At 34.9% G+C, this 26,651-nt stretch carries 25 protein-coding genes; 19 read left to right on the forward strand and 6 right to left on the reverse strand.

Going from position 1 to position 26,651, the window contains the following annotated elements:
• Window positions 1-48: 48 nt before the first annotated feature.
• The 9 genes from cysQ to ACO052_RS03740 all read left to right on the forward strand — a co-directional run bounded on the left by cysQ (window position 49) and on the right by ACO052_RS03740 (window position 9,035).
• Entirely contained in the window at window positions 49-852 is an 804-nt protein-coding gene (cysQ, locus tag ACO052_RS03700; protein WP_422106669.1) for a 3'(2'),5'-bisphosphate nucleotidase CysQ, read from the forward strand.
• A 10-nt stretch (window positions 853-862) separates the two neighbouring features.
• Window positions 863-1,318, forward strand: a complete 456-nt coding sequence (locus tag ACO052_RS03705) for a DUF2061 domain-containing protein (RefSeq protein ID WP_422106670.1) — start codon at window positions 863-865, stop codon at window positions 1,316-1,318.
• Window position 1,319: 1 nt separating this feature from the next.
• On the forward strand, window positions 1,320-1,922 hold the full coding sequence (cysC, locus tag ACO052_RS03710; RefSeq protein ID WP_422106671.1) for an adenylyl-sulfate kinase: 603 nt from the start codon (window positions 1,320-1,322) through the stop codon (window positions 1,920-1,922).
• Window positions 1,915-2,820, forward strand: a complete 906-nt coding sequence (cysD, locus tag ACO052_RS03715; RefSeq protein WP_422106672.1) for a sulfate adenylyltransferase subunit CysD — start codon at window positions 1,915-1,917, stop codon at window positions 2,818-2,820. The genes cysC and cysD overlap by 8 nt, the downstream gene beginning before the upstream one ends.
• Before the next feature lie 14 nt (window positions 2,821-2,834).
• A complete protein-coding gene (locus ACO052_RS03720; protein WP_422106673.1) occupies window positions 2,835-4,091 on the forward strand; it encodes a sulfate adenylyltransferase subunit 1 in 1,257 nt (418 codons plus the stop codon).
• An 86-nt stretch (window positions 4,092-4,177) separates the two neighbouring features.
• A complete protein-coding gene (locus ACO052_RS03725; RefSeq protein WP_422106674.1) occupies window positions 4,178-5,560 on the forward strand; it encodes a lipopolysaccharide biosynthesis protein in 1,383 nt (460 codons plus the stop codon).
• 71 nt (window positions 5,561-5,631) lie between these two features.
• Window positions 5,632-6,642, forward strand: a complete 1,011-nt coding sequence (locus tag ACO052_RS03730) for a polysaccharide pyruvyl transferase family protein (protein WP_422106675.1) — start codon at window positions 5,632-5,634, stop codon at window positions 6,640-6,642.
• Between the two features lie 10 nt (window positions 6,643-6,652).
• Complete coding sequence (locus tag ACO052_RS03735; RefSeq protein WP_422106676.1) at window positions 6,653-7,756, forward strand: hypothetical protein; 1,104 nt, start codon at window positions 6,653-6,655, stop codon at window positions 7,754-7,756.
• Window positions 7,725-9,035: an O-antigen ligase family protein gene (locus ACO052_RS03740; protein ID WP_422106677.1), complete on the forward strand. Its 1,311-nt coding sequence runs from the start codon at window positions 7,725-7,727 to the stop codon at window positions 9,033-9,035. Before ACO052_RS03735 ends, ACO052_RS03740 begins: the two co-directional genes overlap by 32 nt.
• Here ACO052_RS03740 and ACO052_RS03745 read toward each other — a convergent pair.
• On the reverse strand, window positions 9,012-10,091 hold the full coding sequence (locus ACO052_RS03745) for a glycosyltransferase (protein ID WP_422106678.1): 1,080 nt from the start codon (window positions 10,089-10,091) through the stop codon (window positions 9,012-9,014). The genes ACO052_RS03740 and ACO052_RS03745 overlap by 24 nt on opposite strands.
• A 282-nt stretch (window positions 10,092-10,373) precedes the next feature.
• Here ACO052_RS03745 and ACO052_RS03750 point away from each other — a divergent pair, with 282 nt between their 5' ends.
• Complete coding sequence (locus ACO052_RS03750) at window positions 10,374-11,672, forward strand: undecaprenyl-phosphate glucose phosphotransferase (protein ID WP_422108038.1); 1,299 nt, start codon at window positions 10,374-10,376, stop codon at window positions 11,670-11,672.
• Window position 11,673: 1 nt separating this feature from the next.
• Here ACO052_RS03750 and ACO052_RS03755 read toward each other — a convergent pair whose 3' ends face one another.
• Window positions 11,674-12,849 carry a glycosyltransferase family 4 protein gene (locus tag ACO052_RS03755; RefSeq protein WP_422106679.1) on the reverse strand — a complete coding sequence of 392 codons (1,176 nt, stop codon included), beginning with the start codon at window positions 12,847-12,849 and terminating at the stop codon, window positions 11,674-11,676.
• Complete coding sequence (locus ACO052_RS03760) at window positions 12,839-14,149, reverse strand: phenylacetate--CoA ligase family protein (protein WP_422106680.1); 1,311 nt, start codon at window positions 14,147-14,149, stop codon at window positions 12,839-12,841. The genes ACO052_RS03755 and ACO052_RS03760 overlap by 11 nt, the downstream gene beginning before the upstream one ends.
• Window positions 14,150-14,234: 85 nt before the next feature.
• Between ACO052_RS03760 and purD the strand changes: the two genes are divergently transcribed.
• A complete protein-coding gene (gene purD, locus ACO052_RS03765; RefSeq protein ID WP_422106681.1) occupies window positions 14,235-15,506 on the forward strand; it encodes a phosphoribosylamine--glycine ligase in 1,272 nt (423 codons plus the stop codon).
• Between the two features lie 3 nt (window positions 15,507-15,509).
• On the opposite strand, the gene ACO052_RS03770 is transcribed toward purD, so the two are convergent.
• Window positions 15,510-15,737 (reverse strand): DUF6341 family protein, encoded by a 228-nt coding sequence (locus ACO052_RS03770; RefSeq protein ID WP_422106682.1) that lies wholly within the window; start codon window positions 15,735-15,737, stop codon window positions 15,510-15,512.
• Window positions 15,738-15,864: 127 nt separating this feature from the next.
• On the opposite strand from ACO052_RS03770, the gene ACO052_RS03775 reads away from it, so the two are divergent.
• Window positions 15,865-16,782 (forward strand): DUF6427 family protein, encoded by a 918-nt coding sequence (locus ACO052_RS03775; RefSeq protein WP_422106683.1) that lies wholly within the window; start codon window positions 15,865-15,867, stop codon window positions 16,780-16,782.
• On the opposite strand, the gene upp is transcribed toward ACO052_RS03775, so the two are convergent.
• Window positions 16,771-17,430, reverse strand: coding sequence for a uracil phosphoribosyltransferase (upp, locus tag ACO052_RS03780; RefSeq protein WP_422106684.1), 660 nt, complete (start codon window positions 17,428-17,430; stop codon window positions 16,771-16,773). The two genes, ACO052_RS03775 and upp, sit on opposite strands and share 12 nt — an antisense overlap.
• Window positions 17,431-17,503: 73 nt before the next feature.
• Between upp and ACO052_RS03785 the strand changes: the two genes are divergently transcribed.
• A complete protein-coding gene (locus ACO052_RS03785; RefSeq protein ID WP_422106685.1) occupies window positions 17,504-18,112 on the forward strand; it encodes a DUF4254 domain-containing protein in 609 nt (202 codons plus the stop codon).
• A gap of 102 nt (window positions 18,113-18,214) precedes the next feature.
• Window positions 18,215-19,243 carry a glycosyltransferase family 9 protein gene (locus ACO052_RS03790; protein WP_422106686.1) on the forward strand — a complete coding sequence of 343 codons (1,029 nt, stop codon included), beginning with the start codon at window positions 18,215-18,217 and terminating at the stop codon, window positions 19,241-19,243.
• Window positions 19,244-19,280: 37 nt separating this feature from the next.
• Here ACO052_RS03790 and ACO052_RS03795 read toward each other — a convergent pair whose 3' ends face one another.
• Window positions 19,281-20,339 carry a 2Fe-2S iron-sulfur cluster-binding protein gene (locus ACO052_RS03795; protein WP_422106687.1) on the reverse strand — a complete coding sequence of 353 codons (1,059 nt, stop codon included), beginning with the start codon at window positions 20,337-20,339 and terminating at the stop codon, window positions 19,281-19,283.
• A gap of 164 nt (window positions 20,340-20,503) precedes the next feature.
• Between ACO052_RS03795 and ACO052_RS03800 the strand changes: the two genes are divergently transcribed.
• The 5 genes from ACO052_RS03800 to ACO052_RS03820 all read left to right on the forward strand — a co-directional run bounded on the left by ACO052_RS03800 (window position 20,504) and on the right by ACO052_RS03820 (window position 26,650).
• The gene (locus ACO052_RS03800) at window positions 20,504-20,836 is read left to right on the forward strand and encodes a PadR family transcriptional regulator (protein WP_422106688.1); all 333 of its coding nucleotides are present in this window, start codon (window positions 20,504-20,506) and stop codon (window positions 20,834-20,836) included.
• The gene (locus ACO052_RS03805) at window positions 20,836-21,507 is read left to right on the forward strand and encodes a hypothetical protein (protein ID WP_422106689.1); all 672 of its coding nucleotides are present in this window, start codon (window positions 20,836-20,838) and stop codon (window positions 21,505-21,507) included. The genes ACO052_RS03800 and ACO052_RS03805 overlap by 1 nt, the downstream gene beginning before the upstream one ends.
• Window positions 21,508-21,607: 100 nt before the next feature.
• Window positions 21,608-23,086 carry a DUF5687 family protein gene (locus ACO052_RS03810; RefSeq protein WP_422106690.1) on the forward strand — a complete coding sequence of 493 codons (1,479 nt, stop codon included), beginning with the start codon at window positions 21,608-21,610 and terminating at the stop codon, window positions 23,084-23,086.
• Between the two features lie 19 nt (window positions 23,087-23,105).
• On the forward strand, window positions 23,106-23,828 hold the full coding sequence (locus tag ACO052_RS03815) for an ABC transporter ATP-binding protein (RefSeq protein ID WP_422106691.1): 723 nt from the start codon (window positions 23,106-23,108) through the stop codon (window positions 23,826-23,828).
• Between the two features lie 188 nt (window positions 23,829-24,016).
• Window positions 24,017-26,650, forward strand: coding sequence for a tetratricopeptide repeat protein (locus ACO052_RS03820; protein WP_422106692.1), 2,634 nt, complete (start codon window positions 24,017-24,019; stop codon window positions 26,648-26,650).
• Window position 26,651 lies beyond the last annotated feature (1 nt).

Consider the following 26,651-nt stretch of genomic DNA (forward strand, 5'->3'; position numbering starts at 1 on the left):
TAGGATGGAAGCACACAACAAGCTTAAGTAATGAAATAAAAGGAATATATGACCGATAAAGCACAAAATAAAGCATTAAAAATTGCCATTGAAGCTTCCCTGAAAGCTGGTGAGGCCATAATGCAAGTTTACAATACTGAGTTCGATATTGAACTAAAAGAGGACCAATCTCCATTAACTATTGCCGATAAAAATGCAAATGATATCATAAACGCATTTTTAAAGCCAACGAATATCCCTATCATAAGTGAAGAAAATAAACAAATAGATTATAATATACGAAAGTCTTGGCGCACTTGTTGGATTGTAGACCCGGTAGATGGGACTAAAGAGTTTATTAAACGAAACGGTGAATTTACGGTTAATATAGCCTTAGTTGACAATGGCAAGCCCAGACTTGGCGTTATATATGTACCAGCTAATAAGATACTTTACTTTGGTGATGTAGGAAACAAGAAAGCATTTAAAGCACAATTAGTAGAACATAACACACCTTATGAACAAGCCTTAAAAAAAGGAGAACCACTTTCTCCAAAACGTAAGAGTAGCAAAATAGAAGTGGTAGGTAGTAGATCTCATATGAATGATGAAACTCTAGCTTTTGTCGATAAGCTTAAAATGCAAGGCGAAGAGGTTTCGATAGTTTCTAAAGGAAGCTCCTTAAAATTTTGTTTAGTAGCCGAAGGCGGTGCCGACATTTACCCAAGGTTTGCACCTACTATGGAATGGGATACAGCAGCGGGACAAGCCATCTGCAATGCAGTAGATGTCAAAGTTATCTCAAAAGAAACAGAAAAACCACTAGTGTATAATAAAGAGAATCTACTTAATCCGTGGTTTGTAGTTTCTTAGAACTAAAACTATGCCTACTTATAGAAAAGAATCACATATAAGGAGTATTCTTAAAGGGATTTCTTGGCGTATCATTGCGACCACAGATACTATAGCGGTTGTATTGCTAATTACTTGTATCTATGGAAATTGTAGTATAGAAAATGCCATTAAAATTGGGACCCTAGAGTTTGCGATAAAGCTTCTGGTCTATTATTTACACGAGCGTATTTGGCAAAATATATTAGAGCGAAAAACGGTAAATAAAAAACAAACACTTCACAAGACCATATCTTGGAGAATTATAGCGACAACTATGACGTTTTTAATTTCGGGAACTATTCTCGAAGCATTTGACGACATATCATTGTTTATTGCGCTAACAGAATTATTTACGAAATTTGCGCTCTATTATTTGCACGAAAGATTATGGCTAAAGCTTCCATTAGGGAAAGTAAGGCAGTTCTTTTTTGGTAAAAAAAATTAATATGACAAAACACCTTACACCCCATAGTTATAAAATCTCAAAAAAGGATAGAGTAGCTGCCAATAATCACAATTCATTTCTTTTATGGTTTACGGGATTATCAGGTTCTGGTAAGTCGACTATAGCGAATATGGTAGAACAGGAACTTCACAAAATTGGAGTAAAAACGTACAGCTTAGATGGAGATAATATTAGAAAAGGAATAAACGATGATCTGTCATTTTCCCCAAAAGATAGAACCGAAAATATCAGAAGAATTGCTGAGGTATCCAACTTAATGATAGATGCGGGTTTGGTTGTATTAGCTGCGTTTGTATCACCCTACAAAAAAGACCGAGATAATATTAGAACTATCGTCAAAGATGTTAACTTTGTCGAGATATATATCAATACAAGCCTAAAAGAGTGCGAGCGTAGGGATGTCAAGGGCTTATACAAAAAAGCAAGAGCGGGCGAAATTCAGAATATGACAGGAATATCTGCCCCTTATGAAGCTCCAGTAAATCCCCATATTGAAATAAAAACTGAAACAGAGTCTGTTGAAGACGCTGTGGCAAGAATAATTGATTATATAACGCCAAAACTTAAACTCCAGGATGAGTAAGTATTATTTAAACTATTTAGATGAGTTAGAAAGTGAAGCTATATTTGTGTTACGCGAAGTATGGGCACAGTTTGACAACCCGGTAATATTATTTTCTGGAGGAAAAGATTCAATACTCGTTACACATTTAGCTAAGAAAGCATTTTATCCGGCCAAGATTCCATTTCCATTAATGCATGTAGATACAGGTCATAATTTTCCGGAAACGATAAAGTTTAGAGACGACATCATAAAAGAACTTGGCGCTCAACTTATAGTTGGGTCCGTTCAGGAGTCTATAGATCAAGGCCGTGTAGCAGAAGAAAAAGGCAAAAATGCTACGCGTAATGCACTTCAAATCACAACCCTTCTCGACGCTATTGAGGCCAATAAGATTGACTGTGCTATTGGTGGTGGCAGACGAGACGAAGAAAAAGCAAGGGCTAAGGAACGCTTTTTTTCACATAGAGATGATTTTGGACAGTGGGATCCTAAAAACCAAAGACCAGAGCTTTGGAATATTTTTAACGGAAAGCATTTTGAGGGAGAGCATTTTAGGGCTTTTCCAATAAGTAACTGGACAGAAATGGACGTGTGGAATTATATCAAACGTGAGAACATCTCTATTCCGTCCCTTTATTTTGCACACGATAGAGAAGTCGTATGGAGACAAAATAGTTGGATACCTAATTCTGAATTCTTAATGTTAGAAGACCATGAAGAGATAGTAACCAAAAAAGTTCGCTTTAGAACTTTGGGTGATATTACTATAACTGGAGGTATAGAATCTGAGGCTGACACTTTAGAGAAAATCGCCAATGAGGTTTCTGGTATGCGACAGACAGAACGCGGGAATAGAAGTGATGACAAACGCTCAGAATCAGCGATGGAAGATAGAAAAAGAGAAGGATATTTTTAAGGAAATAATAAACAATGACAAATAATAATCAACTGTTAAGATTTACTACTGCCGGAAGTGTGGATGACGGAAAAAGTACTTTGATTGGACGTTTATTGTATGATTCCAAATCCATTTTCGAAGATCAATTACAGGCTATTGAAGACACAAGTAAGAAAAAGGGACATGATGGCGTTGATTTAGCGCTTTTTACGGATGGTTTAAGAGATGAAAGAGAACAAGGCATAACCATCGATGTGGCATACAGATATTTTACGACCCCAAAGCGTAAATTTATAATTGCTGATACACCAGGTCACATTCAGTACACTAGAAATATGGTTACGGGGGCTTCTACGGCGAATGCGGCTATCATTCTTGTAGATGCAAGACATGGAGTTATAGAACAAACAAAACGTCATTCTTTTATTGCATCGCTCCTTCAAATTCCGCACGTTATAGTCTGTATTAATAAAATGGATTTAGTCGATTTTTCGGAAGAAGCCTATAATAATGTGATCGATCAGTTTGAAGAATTCTCGTCTAAAATGTTGGTAAAAGATGTACGCTTCATTCCAATTAGCGCGTTATTAGGAGATAATGTGGTTAACAGATCCGATAATATGAAATGGTATCAAGGTGCGCCTTTATTGCATACTCTTGAGACGATGCATATTAGTAGTGATATAAATAAAGTAGATGCCAGGTTTCCCGTACAAACGGTTATACGACCTCAAAGCGATGATGACAATAGGGATTATAGGGGTTATGCAGGACGGGTTGCAAGTGGTGTTTTTAGACAAGGAGATGAGATTACAGTAATGCCCTCTGGTTTTACGAGTAAAATAAAATCCATTGATACCTTCGAAGGGAAGCGGGATGAAGTATTTGCGCCAATGTCCGTATCAATTTCGTTAGAAGATGATATTGATATCAGTAGAGGTGATATGATCGTAAGGTCAAATAACAAACCCGAAGCAACGCAAGACATTGAAGTGATGTTGTGCTGGTTGCATAATAACCCAGCTAGACCAAGGGCAAAATATAGTATTAGGCATACAAGTAATGACCAAAAGGCAATGATTAAAGAAATCATTTATAAGATTAATATTGAGACCTTAGAAAGAAATACCGAAGACAGCAATCTTGGTATGAATGATATTTCTAAGGTTAAGATAAGAACGACAAAACCTTTAATGATTGACCCCTATAGAGAAAACAGGACTACAGGTAGTATAATTTTAATTGACGACGCAACAAACGAAACCGTTGCTGCGGGGATGATTGTGTAAATGCTTATGATCAGTCTTATTAACCAATTTTTTAGATGTTATAATCGCTAAAGATTTATAATAAACAAAAGAAATAATTTAAAAATTTGAACAATAAGTCAGACTTTATAAAATCATCTTTTTTTTATTCTGTAGGGATCATTGGCTCTAAAGTCGTCTTTTTCATACTTGTGCCAATTTTTTCTTTTTTTTTATCGAAACAAGAACTTGGCGAATACGATTTAATCCTTGTTTCCATTACTTTAATTACTCCTCTTATAACCCTACAGGTCTCAGATGCCGTATATCGTTTTTTGATTCAAAAAGAGGATAAAAAATCAAGGAAAATAATTATTTCTACCGGCTTAATGGTTATTGCAGTTGGTTGTCTTGCTTTTCTATTGGCCGTCTCTATTTTAAATCGATTTTTACATTATCAATTAATTTTTGAGTTTTCATTGCTTCAACTTACATTTTGTGGTTTTTTCTTTTTTCAACAAGTAACGAGAGGATTGAAGACTAACCAGTGGTATGCGCTTATGGGAGTAATTAATTCTTTGTTAGTCATTGCACTTTCATTGGTAACATTGATAGTTTTTGAAATGGGTCTTAAAGGAGTTCTTTTTTCATTGATAATTTCTCAATTTGCCTCAATAGCCATAGTTATGTTTATGGGAGGAATTACTGCTTATATTACTCCTAGTTTTGTTGACTTCAAAATAGCCAAAAAGTTAGTCACCTATTCTTGGCCATTATTACCCAATGCCATTAGCTGGTGGTTAATCGATTTAGGGAATAGGTATGTAATTTTATTTTTTTTAAGCGAAGAGTACAATGGTATTTTTGCGATAGCTTCGAGATATGCAGGAATCGTTGCCTTAGTGAATTCTGTGTTTATCTTGACATGGCAAGATTTTATCATTTCGGATAAAGAAACCCATGAGGATAGTAAGAGCAAAGCCTCTGAAATTTTTAAAAGGTTTTTCATTTTTGAATTGTCATTCATTACCGTATTAGCGGCATTATCTAAGTATATAATTCAGTTTACTACAGACTCAGATTTTCATATTGCTAGCGACTATTTGCCTATTTTACTATTGTCTGCAGGGTTTTCTGCATTTTGTGCCTATTTTGGGGCTTTCTATTTAAAAAGCAAGGATACCTTTGGGGTGTTTTCAACAACGATAATTGGAGGCATAGTAAATATTATTATTGGTGTATCCTTTATCAATCAAATAGGGTTATATGCTGTTGCCATAGGCTCTTTGATTGGATTTATAACGACATTTCTGTTACGGCTGAACGCGTTCAAACTAGTAATAAATTACAAGGTTTTTGCGTTACTACTTATATTTTGCTTTGCTGTAATACTACTAAAAAAGATGGACAATATTTACGTTTCAATAGGGTCGATAATAATCAGCATTATTGTTTTTATTGTTGTTAATAAGTCACTCATATTAAAAGCTACAAAAAGAACAACTAATTGATTATATCATACTTTTGTATAATTGTAAAAACCCTAATATAATCACATAAATACTTACTATCCCGAGAAGGAATGAAATACGCACTTTTTGAACACAAACAGAATAATCTTGGCCTGGTTAATATCGGAGATCACATACAAAGCTGTGCAGCAGAACAATTTCTGCCATCAGTGGACTTTTATGTCGAGCGAGACGCTTTAAATAGGAAAGAATATGATAAGGCAAAAATCATTATGAACGGTTGGTTTACGGACGCACCACATAATTGGCCGCCGAACCCCAATTTAATCCCGCTTTTCATTTCTTTTCATATGCAGCCTAGAAGCGCAGAAATAATTTTATCAAAAAAAGAAAATGTAGACTACTTAAAATCTCATGCTCCCATAGGTTGCAGGGACTATAAAACTTTAGAAATTCTGCAGTCTCATGGTATCGAATCTTATTTTAGCTTTTGTTTGACAACGACCTTAGATGAAAAGTATAAATCCAAAACACAAACAGATAAGATTTATTTGGTAGATCCTCTTTATAATTATGACATAGGAATGATTAAAAGAGTGAACTTTTTCGATTTAATAAAGAAATTTCCATTTAAGAAGCTCGGTAAAATAAAAGACTATGTTAAGCCAAAGGCAAAATTAGATGAATTTGTGCCTGACGAAATCATACAAAAGGCTTCTGTGATAAAGCATTATGTCAGTGCAGAAAACGACAATGCAGCGCTCTATAAAGAAGCAAAAGACTTGTTAGGTAAATATGCGGAGGCAAAATTGGTGATTACATCTAGAATTCACTGTGCTCTACCTTGCTTAGCTCTAGGGACACCAGTTTTGTTTGTTATGGAGGGTCTTGTAGATGAAAAATTGCACATGTCTAGATTTAGGGGAATATTAGACCATATAAATGTATTGACCAAACAACCCAAAGAAGAATTCAACAAACTTTTCGGTAAGGAAATGAATATATTCCATCCAAATGAAATAGATTGGGATAACCCACCGAAAAACCCAGAAAGCTTCAGAGACCTCTCTAACAGATTAAAGGAAAGATGTAAGGAATTTATTTCAAAGGCGAACGATTAGTAACATTATTTTGAAGGTCAAAAAAAGATTATTACTGCTCATCACAATAGCTATTTTGGCTATTATAGTGGGTAGTTTTAATACGACTATTCTCCCTGACAAATATTTCAATGATGCCAATTTAATTGCTAACGACCCCTATAATGAAAAAGGATTAGTGGGTAGCTACTCTTTTTCAATGTGGTTTTATGATGTTTTGGGCTTAAATAAGATTCCCTTCCCATTAGTCTCTTTGATTCAATTAATCATAATCTTTGTGATTATAAAAAGATTAGGGATTCCTAAAAATTTTGGCAAGCTTACCTTAAGAAATTCGGTGGTCTGGGTAAGCCTACTTTTGTTTTCTGTCTATCTTTCAATGCCCTCCAAAGAATTCATTAATTTCATTTACATAAGCCTCATCTGCGGTGTATTAATTTCGTCTAGAATTAAACTGAGAAAAAAGGTCATATTTGTTTGTCTGTTATTGTTATTTTTTAGCTTTTGGTTTAGGCCGTATTATTTGCTAGTGCCTTTTTTAGGGATAGGTTTGTACTTTTTAAGTAGACTTGAATTCAAGAGCAGAACTGTCAGCAATATCTTTTGGGGCATAATGATTGCTTGCTTTTTTTCATTTAGCTATGGATTCATCAAAGGTGAGTTTATGTCAGAAAGCTCTAGGGAAAAACTTAATAAGAGAAGGATGGGGCGAGAAGACTCTCAAACAATGATTGTATCTCCTGTTGAAACAGACACTGCAATAGGTGAGGGCGTCGGTATCTTTTATGGCTTTTTTTCCGTTAACTTACCCTTAAATGGCTTAAAATTTTTTTATAAGCCCCAGGTAGTAGCTTTTGTAATTTGGCAATCATTAATGTTTATACTTTTGGTCTATTTCTACAGTAAATGCATGAGGAACAGACAAAAATATAGACAGGAGGAATGGCTTTTTCATTTTGTGTTTGCTTATCTCATAACCCAAGGTGTTTTTGAGCCCGACCTAGGTTCTGCTATAAAACATAAGTTAGGTGTTTTTCCAATTATTTATTTAGCATTTTATTTTGATCAAAATATGATAAGCGAATACAAAAAACGATATAAATATGTACTTAAGGACAAAGTGGAAAATCACTGATAAAAATACATATAAGTTATATTATGAATACGCTTTGGGAGTACTGGCTGGAGTTTTGGTCTTTAGGGTTTATGCCACTCCGTTGATTTTTCTATTTATACTATTAAGTGTACTATTTTATAATCAAATTAAATATTCAAGAAAAAGTCTACTACCCATATTTATCATAAGCCTTCCTTTACTATTGAACATTGTGTTTATTTGGAATAATGATAGTTTATACGAAGGGATAAAGCAACTTGAAAAATATTCTACCTGTTTGTTTTTTCCGTTATTGTTATTGTTTCAACCATTCAAAATTTCTATTAACAAAGTCTTTAGGGCCTACTCTATTGTTTTTACCTCTATACTTGTTGTTTGTTTTTTTTTACATTTTCTTACACAATACGATTTATTCGTAAAATACATCAACGGGGAACTGGTATGGCAGATGGGTTATAATTTTGCATTAAGCATGGAGCTGCATGCGCCTGCATTGAATATGCACGTTGCTTTTTTAGTAATCGTTAATCTATACCTACTATTGAGCTATTATTTAAAGAAGAAATCATCTAAGCTTTTAGCTTTTAGAGTTATTATCTTTCTTGTATCTGTCCTAATTCTGTTATTCATTAATACGCGTATAGCAATCGTTAATGCTTTTATTGGAATTGTATTAGTGTCCTCATTGGTTATTTATAATCATATGCCAAAAAAGAAGGCTTTAAAAATCATATCTTTAATTACAGGCACCATAATAGTCATATCCTTAAGTTTTATTTTATTGTTTCCGTATGTTATAAAAAAGTACTCAAAGCTCACGTTTAAACATATGGATAAAATAGGTCAATTAGATACATTTGAAAATCCGGAGGCAGAGGTTTATAGCGCTCTGGTAACAAGGGTGAGTATCTGGAAAACAACCGTAGACGTCATTTCGTCGAACGTGATCTTCGGAGTAGGCTGTGCTGATGGAAAAAAGGAATTAATTAAGGCTTATAAACAGACAAATCAGAAGTTTTTGGCGAAGTACGAATTTCCAGTTCATAATCAATATCTCGATTTTTTCTTAAAATTTGGGATATTCGGGTTTTTAGCGGTTAACCTCTATATATTTTATCCATTATATATTTTTAAAAAGGGTAGGAAGCCTTATGTGTTATTTTTCTTCATACTTTTTTTTACATCTAACCTTACGGATGATTTTTTAGTGAGATACGATGGAATAGTTTTTAGTGCCTTGTGGGTAAGTATATTTAGTAATAACGCCTTTTCTTCAAGAGAGATAAATGAGGGATAATTGTTCAAGGTTTTTTTCAAAATCAAACTTCTTATCGGCAATTAATCTTCCATTTTCACCGAAAGAAGCCCTTAATTTTTGATCCTTAAGTTGGTTAATGTAATGAACGCAATCATCAACTGTGTCAAATAAGAAACCGTTAACACCGTGCTCTACTACATCCTTATTTCCTATTATATTGGTTGCAACTATAGGTTTTTTCAAGGTCATTGCCTCTATCAAAGAGATTGGCAGCCCTTCCCAAAGCGATGTTTGCAAGTAAATATCAATGTTGTTTAGGTAGCGAAGACCAACTTCTCTGTTTGGGAACCATCCTGTAACTTCTATGTTATCTGCATCAATAGTACTATTTAGTTCACCATCACCGATCCAGATAAAGTTTAACTCTTTTAACCTTTCGGCTATTTCATTAAACATTTTTGGGTTTCGGGCAAAGGTAATTCGTCCTAGAATACCCACTGTAAGCGTTCGATTACTAAATGATTCGAGATGCTTTGTAATGTTGGGAAGATTTACACCATTTCTTACCAGAATAGACTTTCCAAACTTATTTGAATATTCTAATTCCGTATCTCCGCAAGCTATTGTCGTTCCGCCCGAAAGTTTTTTCATAGAATATTCAATAAGCCAATACATTTTACGCTGAAACTTAGATATGTCTTTTCTTAAAAAAGCGTAACCATGAGGTGTATAATAGAGTTTAACTCGAGAATTGGCATATAAGATATACGACAGTCTGCCAATGACTCCAGCCTTTGATGAATGCAAATGGATTATATCTGGTTCTACAGATTTTATTATTTTATAGAACCTGTATATGGCAACGGAGTCTAAAATAGGTGAAATACTCTTTTTAATGGGAATTTTAATTAACTCAATATTTTCATTGATATCCTGTGCAATTTTATCTGGGATTATTTCATTTCTCTTGTCGCTAAATGCTATGTAAGTTTTAATATCTTGTCTATCCCCGAAATAGTGTGATAAGTCTACAAAATAGCTATAAATTCCACCGCCCAATGCTTCAACTAAGTGTAAAACTTTTATTTTTCCCATTCAATGTTTTTTGTTTGTTCAAAGTTAGCCAAAATAAGAATATACCTAATTGATTATGTTTTCAGGAAGCTATTTTTTTAAACAAATTTTTGCGATCAGTTTTTATTAAAATAATTAAACCCTTATATTAACTAATTGCTTGTTTATTTTCATTCAATGATAAAAATCGTATTATATTTGAGCCAGTATTTTGCAATACTACAAAACCTTACAAAGTATTAAATTTTGAGTGTGCTTAACCATAGTCGGTATTCGGTCTATCTAAGACCTTTTTCATATTTAATCGATTTATGTATCATAAACGGATTGGCTGTTTTTTATTTGTTAGACAGGAAAGATCCTTTGATTTTTTGTGCTTTTATTACTTTTGGTTGGTTTTTTTTGTCTATATACTCAAAGTTTTATGAAGTCTACAGATATACCCGCCCAGTTAATATTCTGTCCTTCATAGTCAAGCAGTGTATTCTATTTTTGCTTTTTGTTTTTGCTTTTTTCGGACTTTATCACGAACTCAATATTTACTCCATTACAATAATTAAATATACATTGTTGTGTTTTATTGCAATTGGGGCATTAAAATTTACGGTATATTATTTATTGCAGAAATACCGTGTGTCTTTTGGAGGAAATTATAGAACAACAGTAATTTTAGGTCAGAACAAAAAGACACTCGCCCTAGAAAATTTCTTTACTAAAAAGCCTGAATATGGCTATTTGCACAAAAAAACGTTCAAGTTCAAAAACAATAAAGATTCAATCAACGATTGTTTTAGTTATATTCTAGACGAAGGGATTGATGAAATATATTGCTCCATTTCTGAGCTTTCAAATTCTCAAATTGCTGATATTGTTGATTTTGCAGATAACAATCTTAAAATTTTAAAATTTATCCCTGATAGCAAAGAGATATATTCAAAAAAATTAAAGTACGAGTATTATGATTACATACCCGTATTAACCTTAAGAACAATGCCCTTAGAGGATTCTGCAAATATGATTATAAAACGCACTTTTGATATCTTGTTTTCTAGTGTTGTCATTGTTTTTATCCTATCTTGGTTAACCCCCTTAATCGCAATATTGATCAAAATAGAATCCAAAGGACCAGTATTTTTCAAGCAATCGAGGAATGGATTTAATTATAGAGAGTTCGATTGCTACAAGTTTAGGTCAATGACCCCTAATCAAACAGCAAATTTACATCAGGCTACAAGAGGAGACCAACGTGTCACTAAGGTCGGTAGATTTATAAGAAAAACAAGTATTGACGAACTACCCCAGTTTTTCAATGTACTTTTTGGCGATATGTCCGTGGTGGGCCCTAGGCCTCATATGGTGAGCCATACCAATATGTATGCTAAGAAGATCGATAAATTTATGGTAAGGCATTTTGTTAAGCCAGGTATAACGGGCTTGGCCCAAATCAGTGGTTTTAGAGGCGAAGTAGAAACCGATAAAGATATTATTGGCCGCGTAAAGTATGATATATTTTATATTGAAAACTGGTCTTTACTACTCGATATTAAAATCATATTTCAAACCTTTATCAATGCTGTAAAAGGCGAAGATAAAGCCTATTAGACTAGAGTTCTTTTTTTAGTTTATTAAGCTGCGATCCGAAATCAAAACGTTTGTAAGCTCTTTCTTGAATATTTTTTTTAACCTCTAGACTTGTCTCTGTTTTACCAATTGATTTAACCACCCTATTTAGGTGGTCATAGTTTCCTGCTTCTGCTATCCAACCTAATTTGTTGTCACTAATGATAGTTTCGCCTTCACCGCCACCAAAATATAACATAGGCAAACCCAATTTGGCATATTCAAAAATTTTAGAAGGAACAGAGCCATATATTCTATTGAGTAGAGGAATTATAGCGAGGTCATAGTTTTGTAATTCTTGGTGTAATACATTCCTATCAACTCTTCCATGGAAAAAAACAGGAAGTTGTTGCTGTGATTCGATAAATGATTTTAAATCGGCTTCTTCGGCACCAGAACCATAAATATGTAATTCAATATTGTCGTAGTTTAGGTTTTGGCAAAGCCTTAAAATGCCTTGGGCTACGCCCAAAAGCCCCGCATAGACAATTCTCAGCGTTTTATGGTCAGAAGAAGATACTGTTACATCCTTAAGTTCAATATCGGGATAATTGCGATACAGAAACAATTCTGGTTTTGTAGTAATTTTATCAATATGGGTTAATATTTCGTTGCTTTGACCTAAAATAAGACCCGCATTTTTATAGTTGTAAACCTCTAGTCGTTTTAGTAGGTTATAGCTAAAATTTTTCCTCAGGGCGCCTAGTTCGTATCCGGCGCTTGGCCATAAATCGCTAACATTGAGTATCAATTTTCGCTTTTTTGATTTTAAAAAGAACACACAGGTAAAAGCAACAATTAACGGAGGCGACTGTACAATGACTTTCTTGGGTATTTTGTTCCAAATAAAAAACCAAACTAAGCTTATACTATAAGATAGCATGGCAAAGAGACGCAGAAATTTGTTTTTAGATTTACTAGCATATAACCAAAGTCGACTAACAAGAATACCATTTTCTACAGCTTTAGATTTGAGCTTCCCTCTATAGCCACTAAAGATTTTCCCCGTTGGGTAATTGGGTAAAGGAGTTACAACATGCACGTTGTAGCCAGACTTTAGGCCATCTGCCAAATGAAATATTCGGTTAGATGCCGCACCAATTTCAGGCGGAAAATAACTTGTAATAATCATTAAGTCTAGCTTTGGCTTAACTGACATAAGATGTAAACTGTTTTAGTTTTCCTGATGTCGTTCGATCTAGTGCATCAACGCGTTCAAAAACTATAGAAATACCTGGCTCTAAATACTGTTCCATGGCTTTAGTAATAATATTTTTTTTATCGAATGATAGTTCTTGTCGGCTGACAAATTTAATGATAAAAGTATCTTGAGCGACCTGTTCGATAATAAACTCCGATACATTGCCATCATTTTCAATAACACTTTTAGTAATGTAATAGAAGGTTAGGCCTGCTGCTTTTTTACCACTAGGCAGAATCGCTATATCGTTTGTTCGGCCGATAAGTTTTTCTAAAATGGGTTTTCGCAACGTGCTTCGGGTATCCATTACAGCAATATCACCGATATCATATCTTATAAAAGGATGTGCTTTGTTGTAGAGTGATGTAATTACAACCCTCCCTTCTTCACCGTAGGGTAATACATTGTTTTTTTCGTCTAATATTTCGACATATAAGGTCTCACTATTAATCTGCCACAATCCTTTAGTATTCTGAAAGGCAATCAAATCTAATTCTGATGCCCCATATTCATTCACTACGGGCAAACCGAACTGTTCTTCTAGTAAGGCTTTATCATCATCAAATAGCATTTCGGATGTAACGATAGTGACTTTAAGGCTTGGGCAAATCGTTTTCAAAATGATCCCTTGTCGTTTAAGATACTTTGCAAACTGGACGATAGCACTGGTATAACCGTTTATATATTCAAATTTTGTAGTGCTGAATGTCTTTAAGGCTTTTGCAAAAGCCGCGTCACTTAAATCAAAAACCGAAAACCGATAGCGATTACTAAACCAATCCTTTAAGCGTTCTTTGTAGTATCCCTTTTTATCTAATGGAATGCCGTAAAATCGAGCTTGTTTTGACCTGTTAAAATCTATGTTATACCATGAAAACCGATTCATAATTTCTGCCCAAGTTAGTGCATGGCACCACTTATCTTTAGCAAAAATAAAGGGGTCACCAGAACTACCAGAGGTTTTATTTATATAGATATGTTTGGGATTATAGCTCTCACTTAGGCGCTTTTCTAAAGGTTGCTGTAAATGCCGTTTAGTCATTACAGGAATGGAATTCCAATCGTTAACATCAATGGCACCAGCAAAAGATTTATAAAACGTATTATGAGCCAAGTGAAACGAAATGATTTCTGTTTTTCGTTCGGCAATGTAGTTGGCAAACTCCACCTCATTCTGGGCTTGAATATTAGATAAGGTCAATTTGGCTTTGTTGATATCAAAGCCATTTATTTTCAAGGAAAAATCGAATAACTGCAAGATTTTTAAGGCCAAAAAAGGTTTCCGTAAATTAATTCTTTTTTCAAATCAAAACCAATTATTTTTGCCCAAAGAAAATTTAATCATGAATATTTTAGTACTTGGCTCTGGAGGTAGAGAGCACACCTTTGCTTGGAAAATTGCACAAAGCCATCGTTGTAAAAATCTTTTTGTAGCTCCTGGAAATTCTGGAACTGCAACTATTGCCACTAATTTAAATATTTCAGTGACCGATTTTGAAGCTATTAAAAATGCGGTCATAAAAAATGCTATAGATTTAGTCGTAGTTGGTCCCGAAGACCCCTTGGTACAAGGTATCCATGATTATTTTCTTCAAGATGAAGACTTGAAAAAAGTCTCGGTAATAGGACCTCAAAAGGCAGCAGCGGAATTAGAAGGGAGTAAGGAATTTGCTAAAGAATTTATGAAGCGCCATAATATACCGACAGCAGCATATCAAAGTTTTACAAAAGAGAACCTAGAAGAAGGGTATAAGTTTTTGGAAACCCTATCATCGCCATTTGTATTAAAAGCAGATGGGCTAGCTGCAGGTAAGGGGGTTCTTATTATTCATGATATAGATGAGGCAAAAGCCGAATTAAAACACATGTTAGTAGATGCCAAATTTGGCAATGCAAGTGCTAAAGTGGTTATTGAGGAGTTTTTAGATGGTATAGAGTTAAGCTGTTTTGTGCTAACCGATGGTAAAGATTATAAGATACTACCTACGGCAAAAGATTATAAGCGCATAGGTGAAGGCGATACGGGGTTAAACACAGGTGGTATGGGAGCTGTATCTCCTGTTCCTTTTGCTTCAAATGAGTTTTTAGATAAAATAGAACATCAAATTGTTAAGCCGACCGTTGAAGGTTTAAAAAAAGATGAGTTGCCCTATGTCGGGTTTATTTTTATAGGCTTGATAAAAGTTGGGAACAATCCCAAAGTGATTGAATATAATGTAAGAATGGGTGACCCAGAGACCGAAGTCGTTTTACCAAGGTTAAAGACCGATTTGGTCGAAGTTTTTAAAGCCATGTCAAATCAAACATTATCAGAAATTGAACTGCAAATAGATGAGCGTGCAGCAACGACCATTGTGCTTGTTTCTGGCGGTTATCCAGAGGGGTATGAAAAGGGTATGGAAATTTTTGGTTTGGATGAGGTTAAGGCATCTATTGTTTTTCACGCAGGCGCTCAATCGCAGGATGGAAAAATAGTAACCTCAGGAGGACGCGTAATGGCCATTACCTCTTATGGTAAAGATTATGAAGAGGCCATAAAAAAATCTTATCAGAGCATAAATGTACTATACTTTGATAAGATGTATTATCGTAAGGATATTGGTTTTGATCTCTAAGTCCTAAAGATAAGAGTGCGCAGTTACACTTTTATCTTCTTCGTTATTGGCATTATACTTAGCCAATTGCATCATCCAGTATACAAAAGCGACTAGGCCAATTAATAAGAAAATCCATGACATAACATTAGCACCAAACCAATTCTCCAATTCAAATGCTCTTAAGGCATCAAAGGGTGCAAATAGATAGTCAACAAATAAATCTTGTATTCCGTAAAAGAAATCTTTCATAACTTTATAAATTTACTCGTAAAGTGAGTTTTAAATTTTAACGATACAATACCAACCAGCTGTCCAAAATAGGTGTCCAATACTTGGATATAGTGCCGGTTCGATTGCAAAAATACAAAAACAGTAAATGATTACAAGCATTTTTAGCAAATCTAAACCTATAAATCTAATTATAGTTTCAGTTTTTATTGTTCTCGTTTTTATCATCTCTAATTTTGGTCTTTTATTCAATGACTTAAACGAAACCTCAAAGTCTTTGATTAAGCTATTGGCCGTGGTATTTTCTCTGTTACTGCTAGATTTTATAATTTCAAAAAACAACCTTACTAAGAAGAATAGTTATGCTATTATGACTTTTGGATTATTATTTGGGATGTTTCCAGAAGCCTTAAAGTATTCCGATTTAATATTTGCGAATGTATTTGTGCTTTTTGCCATAAGGCGCTTAGTGAGCTTGCATTCTAATCTTCATATTAAGAAAAAACTATTCGACGCAGGTTTTTGGATGATGTTGGCCACCTTGTTTTACTTTTGGGCCATTTTATTTTTTGCTTTGATTATTGTGGCGTTGATATACCATTCTAAAAATGATATTAAAAACACTATTATTCCTTTTGTTGGATTAGTGACGGTTATTCTTCTGCTTATGGCCTATAACATAAGTGTTCATGATACTTATGTAAGGCCTACGGATTTTGAGCGTTACGCCAGCCTAGATTTTACCGCTTATAATCGTATAGATCATATATTAAAATTTACGATTCTTTTTACATCCTTAATCTGGGTTCTTATCTATTTTTTCAGAATTTTGACAGATAAGAACAAAAAATTAAGACCTTCTTTTTTCCTAGTAGCATGGGCATCTGTTATCGCTGTTTTGGTAGCGTTAATTGCGCCAATTAAAAACGGAAGTGAATTTATTTTTCTGTTTGCACCTTTTGCTGTCATCATGGCAAATTATATAGAGTTTGTTTCGGACAGTTGGTTTAAGGAAGTTTTTATATCCTTGTTTATAATTGCACCAATATTAAGTTTATTGCTGTAATTTATTACCAAAAGCTAGGTCTCCTGCATCACCTAGTCCAGGAATAATATAGCCTTTACTATTTAGGGTATCATCAATAGCAGCGATCCAAAGATGTGCTTTTGCCCCCAATTCTTTAGAGACATAATCAACACCCTGTTGCGCACCAATGACACTTACCAAGTGCACTTCTTTTGGAGTGCCAAATGGTTTTAGCGCTTCAAAAGTAGCAATCATAGATTGCCCCGTAGCTAACATGGGATCGGCTAGTATTAATGTTTTATTTTCTAAGCTTGGGCAAGCCAAATACTCTACTATGATTTCAAAACTCTCAGGATTGTGCTTGTGTTGTCTATAGGCCGAAATAAAGGCATTTTCAGCGGCATCAAAATAGTTGAGCAAACCATTGTGTAGTGGAACACCAGCTCTTAGTATAGAACACAAGACGATATCTTTTTTGTGTAAAACGGTTGGGGACATACCTAGAGGAGTTTCTATTTGGTGGGTTTCAAAATTTAAGGACTTGCTCAATTCATACCCTAATATTTCACCAATGCGCTCAATATTTCTTCTAAAACGCATACTATCGTTTTGGATGTTTTTATCCCTGATTTCAGAAATAAATGAGTTTAAAATCGAAGGGTTTTCGGAGAGATTATGAATATGCATAGATTGACTTTTAGTTCAATGGCTAAGTTAATAATTCAAAGTATATTTGCATATTCTAAAATTTGATTCTCATATGTTTTCAGAAAAAGCCAATACGATATTTCAGGATGTTATTAAAACGTATAAAGTTTTAAATACGGTAGATCAGCCTTTTACCAATAAGTATGACAAGAATGACGATGTAATCGCACATTTATTATATAGAAAGTGTTGGATCGATACGGTGCAATGGGCTTATGAAGATATCATTAGAGATCCAAATATAGACCCTGTTGCGGCATTAAAACTCAAAAGAATGATAGATGCTTCTAATCAGGATAGAACAGATACGGTAGAGTTTATTGATAGCTATTTCTTGGATAAATACAAAGATGTAGCTGTAAAAAGTGACGCCAAGATAAATTCTGAAAGCCCCGCTTGGGCCATTGATCGTCTGTCGATCCTAGCACTTAAGATTTATCACATGCATCTTGAAACTACAAGGGACGATGCCTCAGAAGCACATAAAGCGGCTTGCCAAAAGAAACTCGATGTTTTACTGGAGCAGCGTGTGGATTTAAGCTCAGCAATTGACGACTTACTTAATGATATTGCCAATGGTGATAAGTACATGAAAGTTTATAAGCAAATGAAGATGTACAACGATGAAGAGCTTAATCCGGTTTTAAGAGGTCAGAAATAGCTTGTCATCCTAAAGCTTTACACTGAACACCAAGCCTTCCGAAGTTTTGTAAGGCGGACAGGCGGTCTAAGTGTTGTTTCGGGATCTCATATTCTGAAGTAAATGCCAAACCCAAAACATATATTGGTTATTAGATTCTCGGCTATGGGCGATGTAGCCATGACGGTACCTGTGTTAAGGGCTTTAACCGAGCAATATCCTAATTTAAAAATAACTGTAGTCTCGAGAGCATTTTTCGAGACGTTCTTTAAGGATCTAAAAAATGTTGATTTTTACTCAGCAGATTTAAAAGGAACGCACAAAGGAATTTTAGGACTTTATAAGCTATCCAAGGCCCTAAAAACATTAAATTTTGATGCTGTTGCAGATCTACACAATGTATTGCGAAGTAATATCTTAAAATTCTTTTTTCTCGGTAAGACAGTCCTACAAATTGATAAAGGCAGAGCCGAAAAAAAAGCATTGACTTCAGGACAATTATTTAAGCAATTAAAAACTACACATCAGCGCTATGCTGAGGTATTTGAGCGATTGGGCTACGCCATTGACCTATCCCAACCATTATTCCCCGAAAAAGTTGAACTGAGCTCGAAGCTAAAAGGCTTTATCGCTAATGTTAAACACAAAACTGTTGGAATTGCACCATTTGCTGCCCATAAAAGTAAAATGTATCCATTAGATCAAATGGAGGAGCTTATTGTTGAACTTTCTAAGGACTACAATATTATTTTGTTTGGAGGTGGTAAAAATGAAGTCGAGTTTTTGAGTGCTATCGAAGACAAGTATAGCAAGGTGCATTCTGTTGCAGGGAAATTAAATCTGGACGAAGAATTAACCTTGATTTCTAATCTTGACCTCATGCTTTCCATGGATTCTGGTAATGGACATTTGGCAGCTATGCTCGGCGTAAAGGTTATAACCATTTGGGGTGTAACACATCCTTATGCTGGTTTTGCACCCTTTAATCAGCCTGATGATTATGCCTTGGTTGCAGATAGAGCGCAATATCCCTTAGTACCAACATCAATTTACGGCAATAAGTACCCTGATGGTTATGAAGCAGCAGCAGGAAGTATTTCTGTTAAGACAATAGTCTCAAAAGTTAAGTTCGTTATTCGAGATGTAGAATAAATGCATTATAGCTAAGACCTAAACGCCAATACTTAATTTACACATCATCATAATCTACAACAATTGTAGAGGATGTTGGGTGTGCTTGACACGTCAATACTAAGCCTTCGGCCACTTCGCTATCGGTTAAGATATTGTTTTGTCGCATAGTAGCCTCACCTTCTGTTAGTCTGGCGATACAGCTACTGCAAATGCCGCCTTGGCAAGAATATGGGGCGTCAATGTCTTGTTTCAGTGCGGCCTCTAGGATGGATTGGTCTTGGGGCATTTCAAACTCAAACGCTTCGTCATCAACAACAACTTTAATCTTTGTATGACCATTGAGTGTTTCGGTAGCCGTATTGTTGTCGGTTTCGGTAGGTACAGAAAACAATTCAAACAAAATGTCCTTTTCCTTTATGTTGTTTTCTAGCAATACATCTTTAACCGCATGGATCATCGGTTCTGGTCCGCAGAGGTAAAACTTTTCAATAGTCACCCCTTTGTATTTATTCTTTACTATAAGATTGACCGTACTTTTTTCGATACGACCAAAAAGTGCGTTGTCTTCTTGGGTTTGACTATAAATAAAATGAATATGGAATCTATTTCCGTAGGTGTCTTTAAGTTCGAACAACTCTTTAATAAACATAGCATCCGCTAAGGTCTTATTACCATAAACCAATATAAAATTGCTAAAGGGCTCAACTTCTAAAAGCGTTTTTGCGATACTCAGTATTGGGGTAATGCCACTACCCGCAGCAAAAGCAGCAATGGTTCGTGTTCTGGCTTTATTAGCTTCAAGCGTAAAACGGCCATTAGGCTCAGCGACTTCGAGGGTATGTCCTGCTTGTAGTTTCTCATTGGCAAAAACAGAAAATGTGCCTCCTTCAACAGCTTTAACACCAACAGTAATGTCTCCACTATTTGGCGAAGAGCAAATGGAATAATCCCTGCGGATGTCTTCACCATTAATCGCTGTTTTTAAGGTAATATACTGGCCAGCCTTGAAGCTAAAATTAGCTTTGAGCTGTTCTGGAATATCAAAAGTTATGGCAACAGATTTATCAGTTACTTGATCGATAGACTTTATGGTAAGTTCATGAAATTGCGACATGGCAAAATTTTTTTTTGCAAAAATAAGGAATCTGATAGCGACCACACAGGTTTAAATAACCGACTACACTTAATATTTTCTTAAATTCATGAGTGTTAAAAAATACCTAAGCTTTTTATGCATAAGAAAATTATGTATATTTTTACAGCACTAAATCAATAGCAATGAGTAATTCAAAATTATATAAAGGTAGCCTAAATACTATTATTTTAAAGTTGCTAAAGGATTATGATAAAATGTATGGCTATGAAATAACCCAAAAAGTAAAAGAAATTACAAGGGGGGAGCTCAATATCACTGAAGGCGCCTTATACCCTGCTCTTCATAAATTAGAAGCAGATGGTCTTCTTGATGTTGAGGTGGCGAAAGTAGATAATCGGCTAAGAAAATATTATAAACTTACTGAAATCGGAACGAAAGCGACTATAATAAAACTCGAAGAACTGGCAGAATATATGAAGACCATGCAAGCTTTGGTTAACCCTAAATTAGTATAATGAAATTAAATACAGATCATATTCAGCGTATCGATGATTATCTTAAAGCTAAAGGTATTAGGTATTGGGATATAAGGCTCGAAATGACCGATCATCTGGCCTGCAAAATAGAAGATTATAAAGGGAGTTGTGATTTTAAATCGCTTTTTAATCAGACACTTTCTGAGTTGGGATGGGATAAAAATTTGAAATGGTACCAAGACAAAAGACTAAAATCCATAAACGCAAAAATTAGGAGGAAGTACTTCAAAAATTTTATAGAGCTTTTTACCAATTTGAGATACTTATCATTTGTTGTTGTTTTTTCCTTTGCTTATTACTTAGTTTTCAATATTTTTTCAAGTAAAACGTTTGGTGTAATTAGTTTAATGCTATTTGGGTTGCCTGTTTTGTATTTTACCGTGCACTATGCCTACATGAATCTCAAATTTAAGAAATCGGGTTATTTGCTCTATGGTTATTTCTACATCATTTTTTCGGTACTAATTTCAAATTTATTCTATCAATTACCTAGACCTGGGGGATATATAGATGTATCTCTAGCCACTCAACAAAGTATAGTATTTTTTACAACGCTATTTAATGTACTTTTTATGGTTTCTGGAATTTTTATTTATAAGGAAACTGCTAATCAATATAGAGCTTTACAAGATAAGTGGATGTTTGGATAAGCACAATGCTGGGAATAAGCTTAAATCATAAAAAAGAATACATTCTGTAACAAATAGCATATAATTTATACTAACCCAACACAAAAACTAACCATTAGCTATGATAAAGCATTTTATTGATTTAGAATGGAAGCAATACTTCCGTTCTTCCTATTGGCAAAAAAGTTTAGGCCTCAATATTCTCTTGGTGTTTTTTGCACTTTATTTTATCGTCATATTCTTAGGCCTTGGATTTGGTTTGCTTCCTATCCTCAAAAAATTGTATCCAGAACAAGACCCTTTTGTTGTCGCCAATAGCTTTATGTTTTTCTGGATTATCGCAGATTTATTGATGCGTTTCTTTTTGCAGAAATTGCCCGTAATGAGTGTTAAGCCCTTACTCATATTACCTATTAAGAGATCTAAAGTAGTTAACTATGTATTGGGGAAATCAGCGCTGTCATTTTTTAACTTTTTGCCGCTATTTGCCATTATTCCGTTTAGCATAATGCTTATGTCAGATGGTCATGCAACCTCCACGATTGTAACGTGGATGTTTACCATGATTGTTTTAGTATTGAGCATCAATTTTTTCAATTTTATTGTTGAGGCTCTATCTGCAAAAACAGACCTGTCTTTTTTACCATTAATTGCAATTATTGGGACGCTGTATGCCTTGGATTATTTTAATATTCTGCCCGTAAAAACAGCAGTTGGCGAAGCACTAATAGCCATTGCAAATAATCCTATATTTATTTTGATCCCAATCGGTTTTTTAGGGCTTTGTTATTGGTATAATTTTAGACTATTAAATCAAAAGCTCTTTTTGGATAGTTCGTTGAAGTCAAAGGTACAAGAAGTAAAGGTTGCTGATTTATCTTGGACCAAGCGCTTTGGTAATATCGCACCCTTTATGCAACTTGATTTAAAACTGATTTGGAGAAACAAACGCACAAAATCTTCGGTTTTTATCATGGTCATAGGTTTGGTATATGGTTTGTTTTTCTACCCACAACCCATGTATAGAGACATGGTTTGGTTATTTCCTTTCATAGGCATATTTGTAACAGGGATTTTCTTAATTAATTTCGGACAGTTTATTCCAGCTTGGGACAGTGGTTACTATAAAATGTTGATGAGCCAAAACATTAAGTACGAACAGTATCTGAGATCAAAGTTTATTTTGATGATACTTAGTGTAGGCATAATGTTCGTATTGAGTATACCTTATGTATATTTTGGTTGGAAAATACTCATTGCTCATTTCGCTGCTGCGATTTATAACATAGGAGTTAATTCGCATGTGATGCTTTTTGGAGGTTCTTTCAACAGAAAAAAAATTGATCTCAACCAGCGTGCAGCGTTCAACTATCAAGGTACGGGCGCCGTACAATGGATAATTGGCCTACCCTTAATGTTATTGCCAATGGGGATTTTTGCCTTAGTCAACTGGCTCATAGGTTTTGAAGCTGGTATAACCATACTCATCTTAATGGGTGTGGTTGGTATTGTACTACACAAAAAATTGATGAAAATGATTACCCAGCGTTATTTAGATTCAAAATATAAAATGATTGACGCCTTCAGTCAAGATAATTAATACATGTAAGATTATAATTATGATATATACAAAAGACCTTTCAAAATCATATAATGGAACCACAGTGCTTAATATAGAAGAACTGAGTATTCCTAAAGGACAAAGCTTTGGTTTGGTTGGTAACAATGGTGCCGGAAAGACCACCTATTTTAGTTTGTTATTGGATTTAATCAAACCTACCTCAGGGAATGTTACCAATAATAGTGTGGTTGTTGACCAAAGTGAAGATTGGAAACCTTTTACGTCATCATTTATAGATGAAAGTTTTCTAATAGGCTACTTAACGCCAGATGAATATTTTTATTTCATCGGCGATTTGCGGGGGCAGAACAAAGCAGATGTAGACGCCCTAACGTCCCAGTTCGAGGATTTTTTTAATGGCGAAATCCTTGGGAAAAAGAAATACCTTAGAGACCTGAGTAAGGGAAACCAAAAGAAAGTGGGTATCGTAGCGGCGCTTATTGGTAATCCGGACGTCATAATTTTAGACGAACCTTTCGCTAATCTGGATCCGACAACACAAATACGCTTAAAGAAAATCCTTAAGGACTTAGCAGAAAAACAAGGGGTTACCATCTTAATTTCGAGCCATGACCTCATGCATGTCACTGATGTCTGTGAACGTATTGTAGTCTTAGAAAAGGGAGATATTGTCAAGGACTTAGAAACCAATCCTACAACCTTAAAAGAATTAGAAGCACATTTTGCTAGTAATGTGAGTGCTTCTAATGAGGAAGAATAAAAGGGCCCAAAATTTATTATTAAAGCTCGTGATTTAAATATTCACGGGCTTTTTTTATGGACTAAAACCTTGTAATTCCTCGAAAAACAGTTTAATAACATCGAAAATTGAAAAAGATGTTTAATTTTACCACTTAGCACACTAAAACCCCGATAGTTTAGTTATCTATAAATCAAATAGAACCCAGATTGAAAATCAAGATTAAGCACATATTATCTCTCTTTTTAATAGCGATTATTGTTCAAGGTTGTTCGCGAAAAAAAGATACTTTCATTAATAGAAATTTTCATGCTTTAGGGACTGAATACAACATTCTATATAATGGCGATATTGCCCTAGAACGAGGCAGGCTTGCAGTGAACGATGCATTTACAGAAAACTTCTGGGAATTATTGCCTGTAGAACGCATGAAGGTTAGCGATGACGTTTTTCTCCCAGATCAATCCAAAAATGCTGATTTTGAACGTGCTGAAGAAAAAGCCATTAAAGCCATTCAGAAGCATGGAATGAACATTGATGGTAAAGAAAGAAATCCGCAAATAGACGAAGCCTATTTGTTGTTGGGTAAAGCGCGCTATTTTGATCAGCGTTTTGTCCCTGCGCTGGCCGCATTTAATAATATTCTTAACAAGTATCCGACAAGCGATAAGATCAATCAGGTAAAGATTTGGCGCGAAAAAACCAATATGCGTTTAAATAACGATGAGGTAGCCATAAAACGATTGAAACGCCTGTTAAAAGAGGAAGAAGGCGTCATTGAGGGGCAGGACTTAGCAGATGCTACAGCAGCATTAGCACAAGCTTATATCAATATAAAATCTAAAGATAGTGCCATGGCACTACTAGGGATTGCGGCCGAAAATACCAAAGTAAAGCACGAAAAAGCACGCTACCATTTTATTAGAGGGCAGCTTTATAATGAGTTTAAGGAAAAAGACAGTGCCAATATGGAGTTTGATGCCATTATTGATATGCATAGAAAAATTCCAAGGGCATTTTATATTAATGCGCACCTTGAGAAATCCTATAATTTTGATGCTTTAGACGGTGACGGAGTGGCCTTTGAGGAATACCTTACAGAATTAGAAGAAAACAGGGAAAATAGACCTTTTCTCGATAAGATTTATTATCGTATTGCCGAATATCATCGTAACAATGCCTCAGATAGTTTAGCCGAAGCCTATTACAATAAATCCCTTAGAAAGACCTCTTCAGATAAGTACTTAAGAGCACTCATCTATGAAACATTGGGTAACATGTATTTTGATCGCAATAGCTACAAAACTGCTGGAGCTTATTACGACAGTACCATGACCGCTATGATTCCAAACTCTAAACCATTTAGAATTATTAAAAGAAAGCGCGAAAACTTAAACGATGTGATTTACTATGAAGGCATTGCTCAAGTTAATGACAGCATATTGTATATGGTAAGCCTTCCAAAAGAAGAACAATTGGCAATTTATACCAAATATGCTGAAGAACTAAAGGCTAAAGCCATAGAGGAAGAAAAGCGCAAAGAAGAGCAATTAGAAAGACAAGAAGCCAGAAGTAATAATGCCCAACTAAGTAATAATGTTCAGACATCAAGGGCGAATCCCGGTGCTTTACCAGGAGAGTTTGCTAGTAAAAGTCGAAGTGCCATACCAGGCATAGGCACTTCAAGTAACTTTTATTTCTATAATCCAACCACTGTTGCTTATGGAAAAAACGAATTTTTAAAAATTTGGGGAGATCGTAAACTTCAGGATAATTGGAGGTTGTCAGATCAGCGTGCAGGTATAAAAAATCGTGATGAAAAGGAAAGTGTCTCCAAGATCACTGGAGAGGAGGAGCGCTATAATCCTGAGACGTATCTAGCGACGCTTCCATCGGATCCAGTTGTGATTGATAGTATAGCTAAAGAGCGCAACTTTGCCTATTACCAATTGGGGATTATTTATAAAGAAAAATTTAGAGAGCTCGAGTTATCCAAATCCCGTTTTGAGAATTTATTAAAGAATTCACCTGAAGAGCGATTGATTTTACCTTCAAAATATAACCTGTATAAGATTTACACTGAACTTGGACTATTGAAGAAGGCAGAGATTGTCAAAGAACAAATTATAGCGGATTATCCAGATTCGCGCTATGCAGAGATCTTGTTGAACCCGCAATCTGAATTATCTAAAGATGCCAATAGCCCAGAGGTGATATATAAAAATCTTTACAAAAAATTCGATAATCAGGATTATGCTGCTGTTATTGCTGAAGCCGAGGTTCAGATTAAACGTTTAGAAGGCGATGACTTTGTTCCCAAGTTCGAAATTCTTAAGGCCTCCGCTAAAGGCCGTCTCTATGGCTTTGAAGCTTATAAGGAAGGTATTAACTATATTGCCTTAACTTATGCAAACACGGAAGAAGGCAAAAAGGCGGAAGAGCTCTTACAAAATGCTATTCCGGTGTTGGCGAAGAAGGAATTTATCTCTGACGATCAACCCAAGCATTTTAATGTGGTATACCAATTTGAAAATGGTTCGGGCGAAGATATTGATGCTTTCATCAAGATTTTAGACGAAGAAATCGAGAAGAAAATAACGTATTTTGATTTAAGTACTTCAAAAGATGTATATGATGAAAGCACAACATTTGTCGTCGTGCATGGCTTAACGAGTATACAAGGAGCTAGCGGATTTGCACAATTATTGGTGTCTGACGAAAAAGACAAACGCGGAAGACCTGTAAAGCCAAAAATCACCAAGGACTATTTTGCGATATCATCACCTAACTATGCTATTATTCAACGTCATAAAAATTTAAACGCATATCTAAAATTAGAGTAAA

This window comes from Winogradskyella sp. (assembly GCF_965228925.1).
GTDB lineage: Bacteria > Bacteroidota > Bacteroidia > Flavobacteriales > Flavobacteriaceae > Winogradskyella.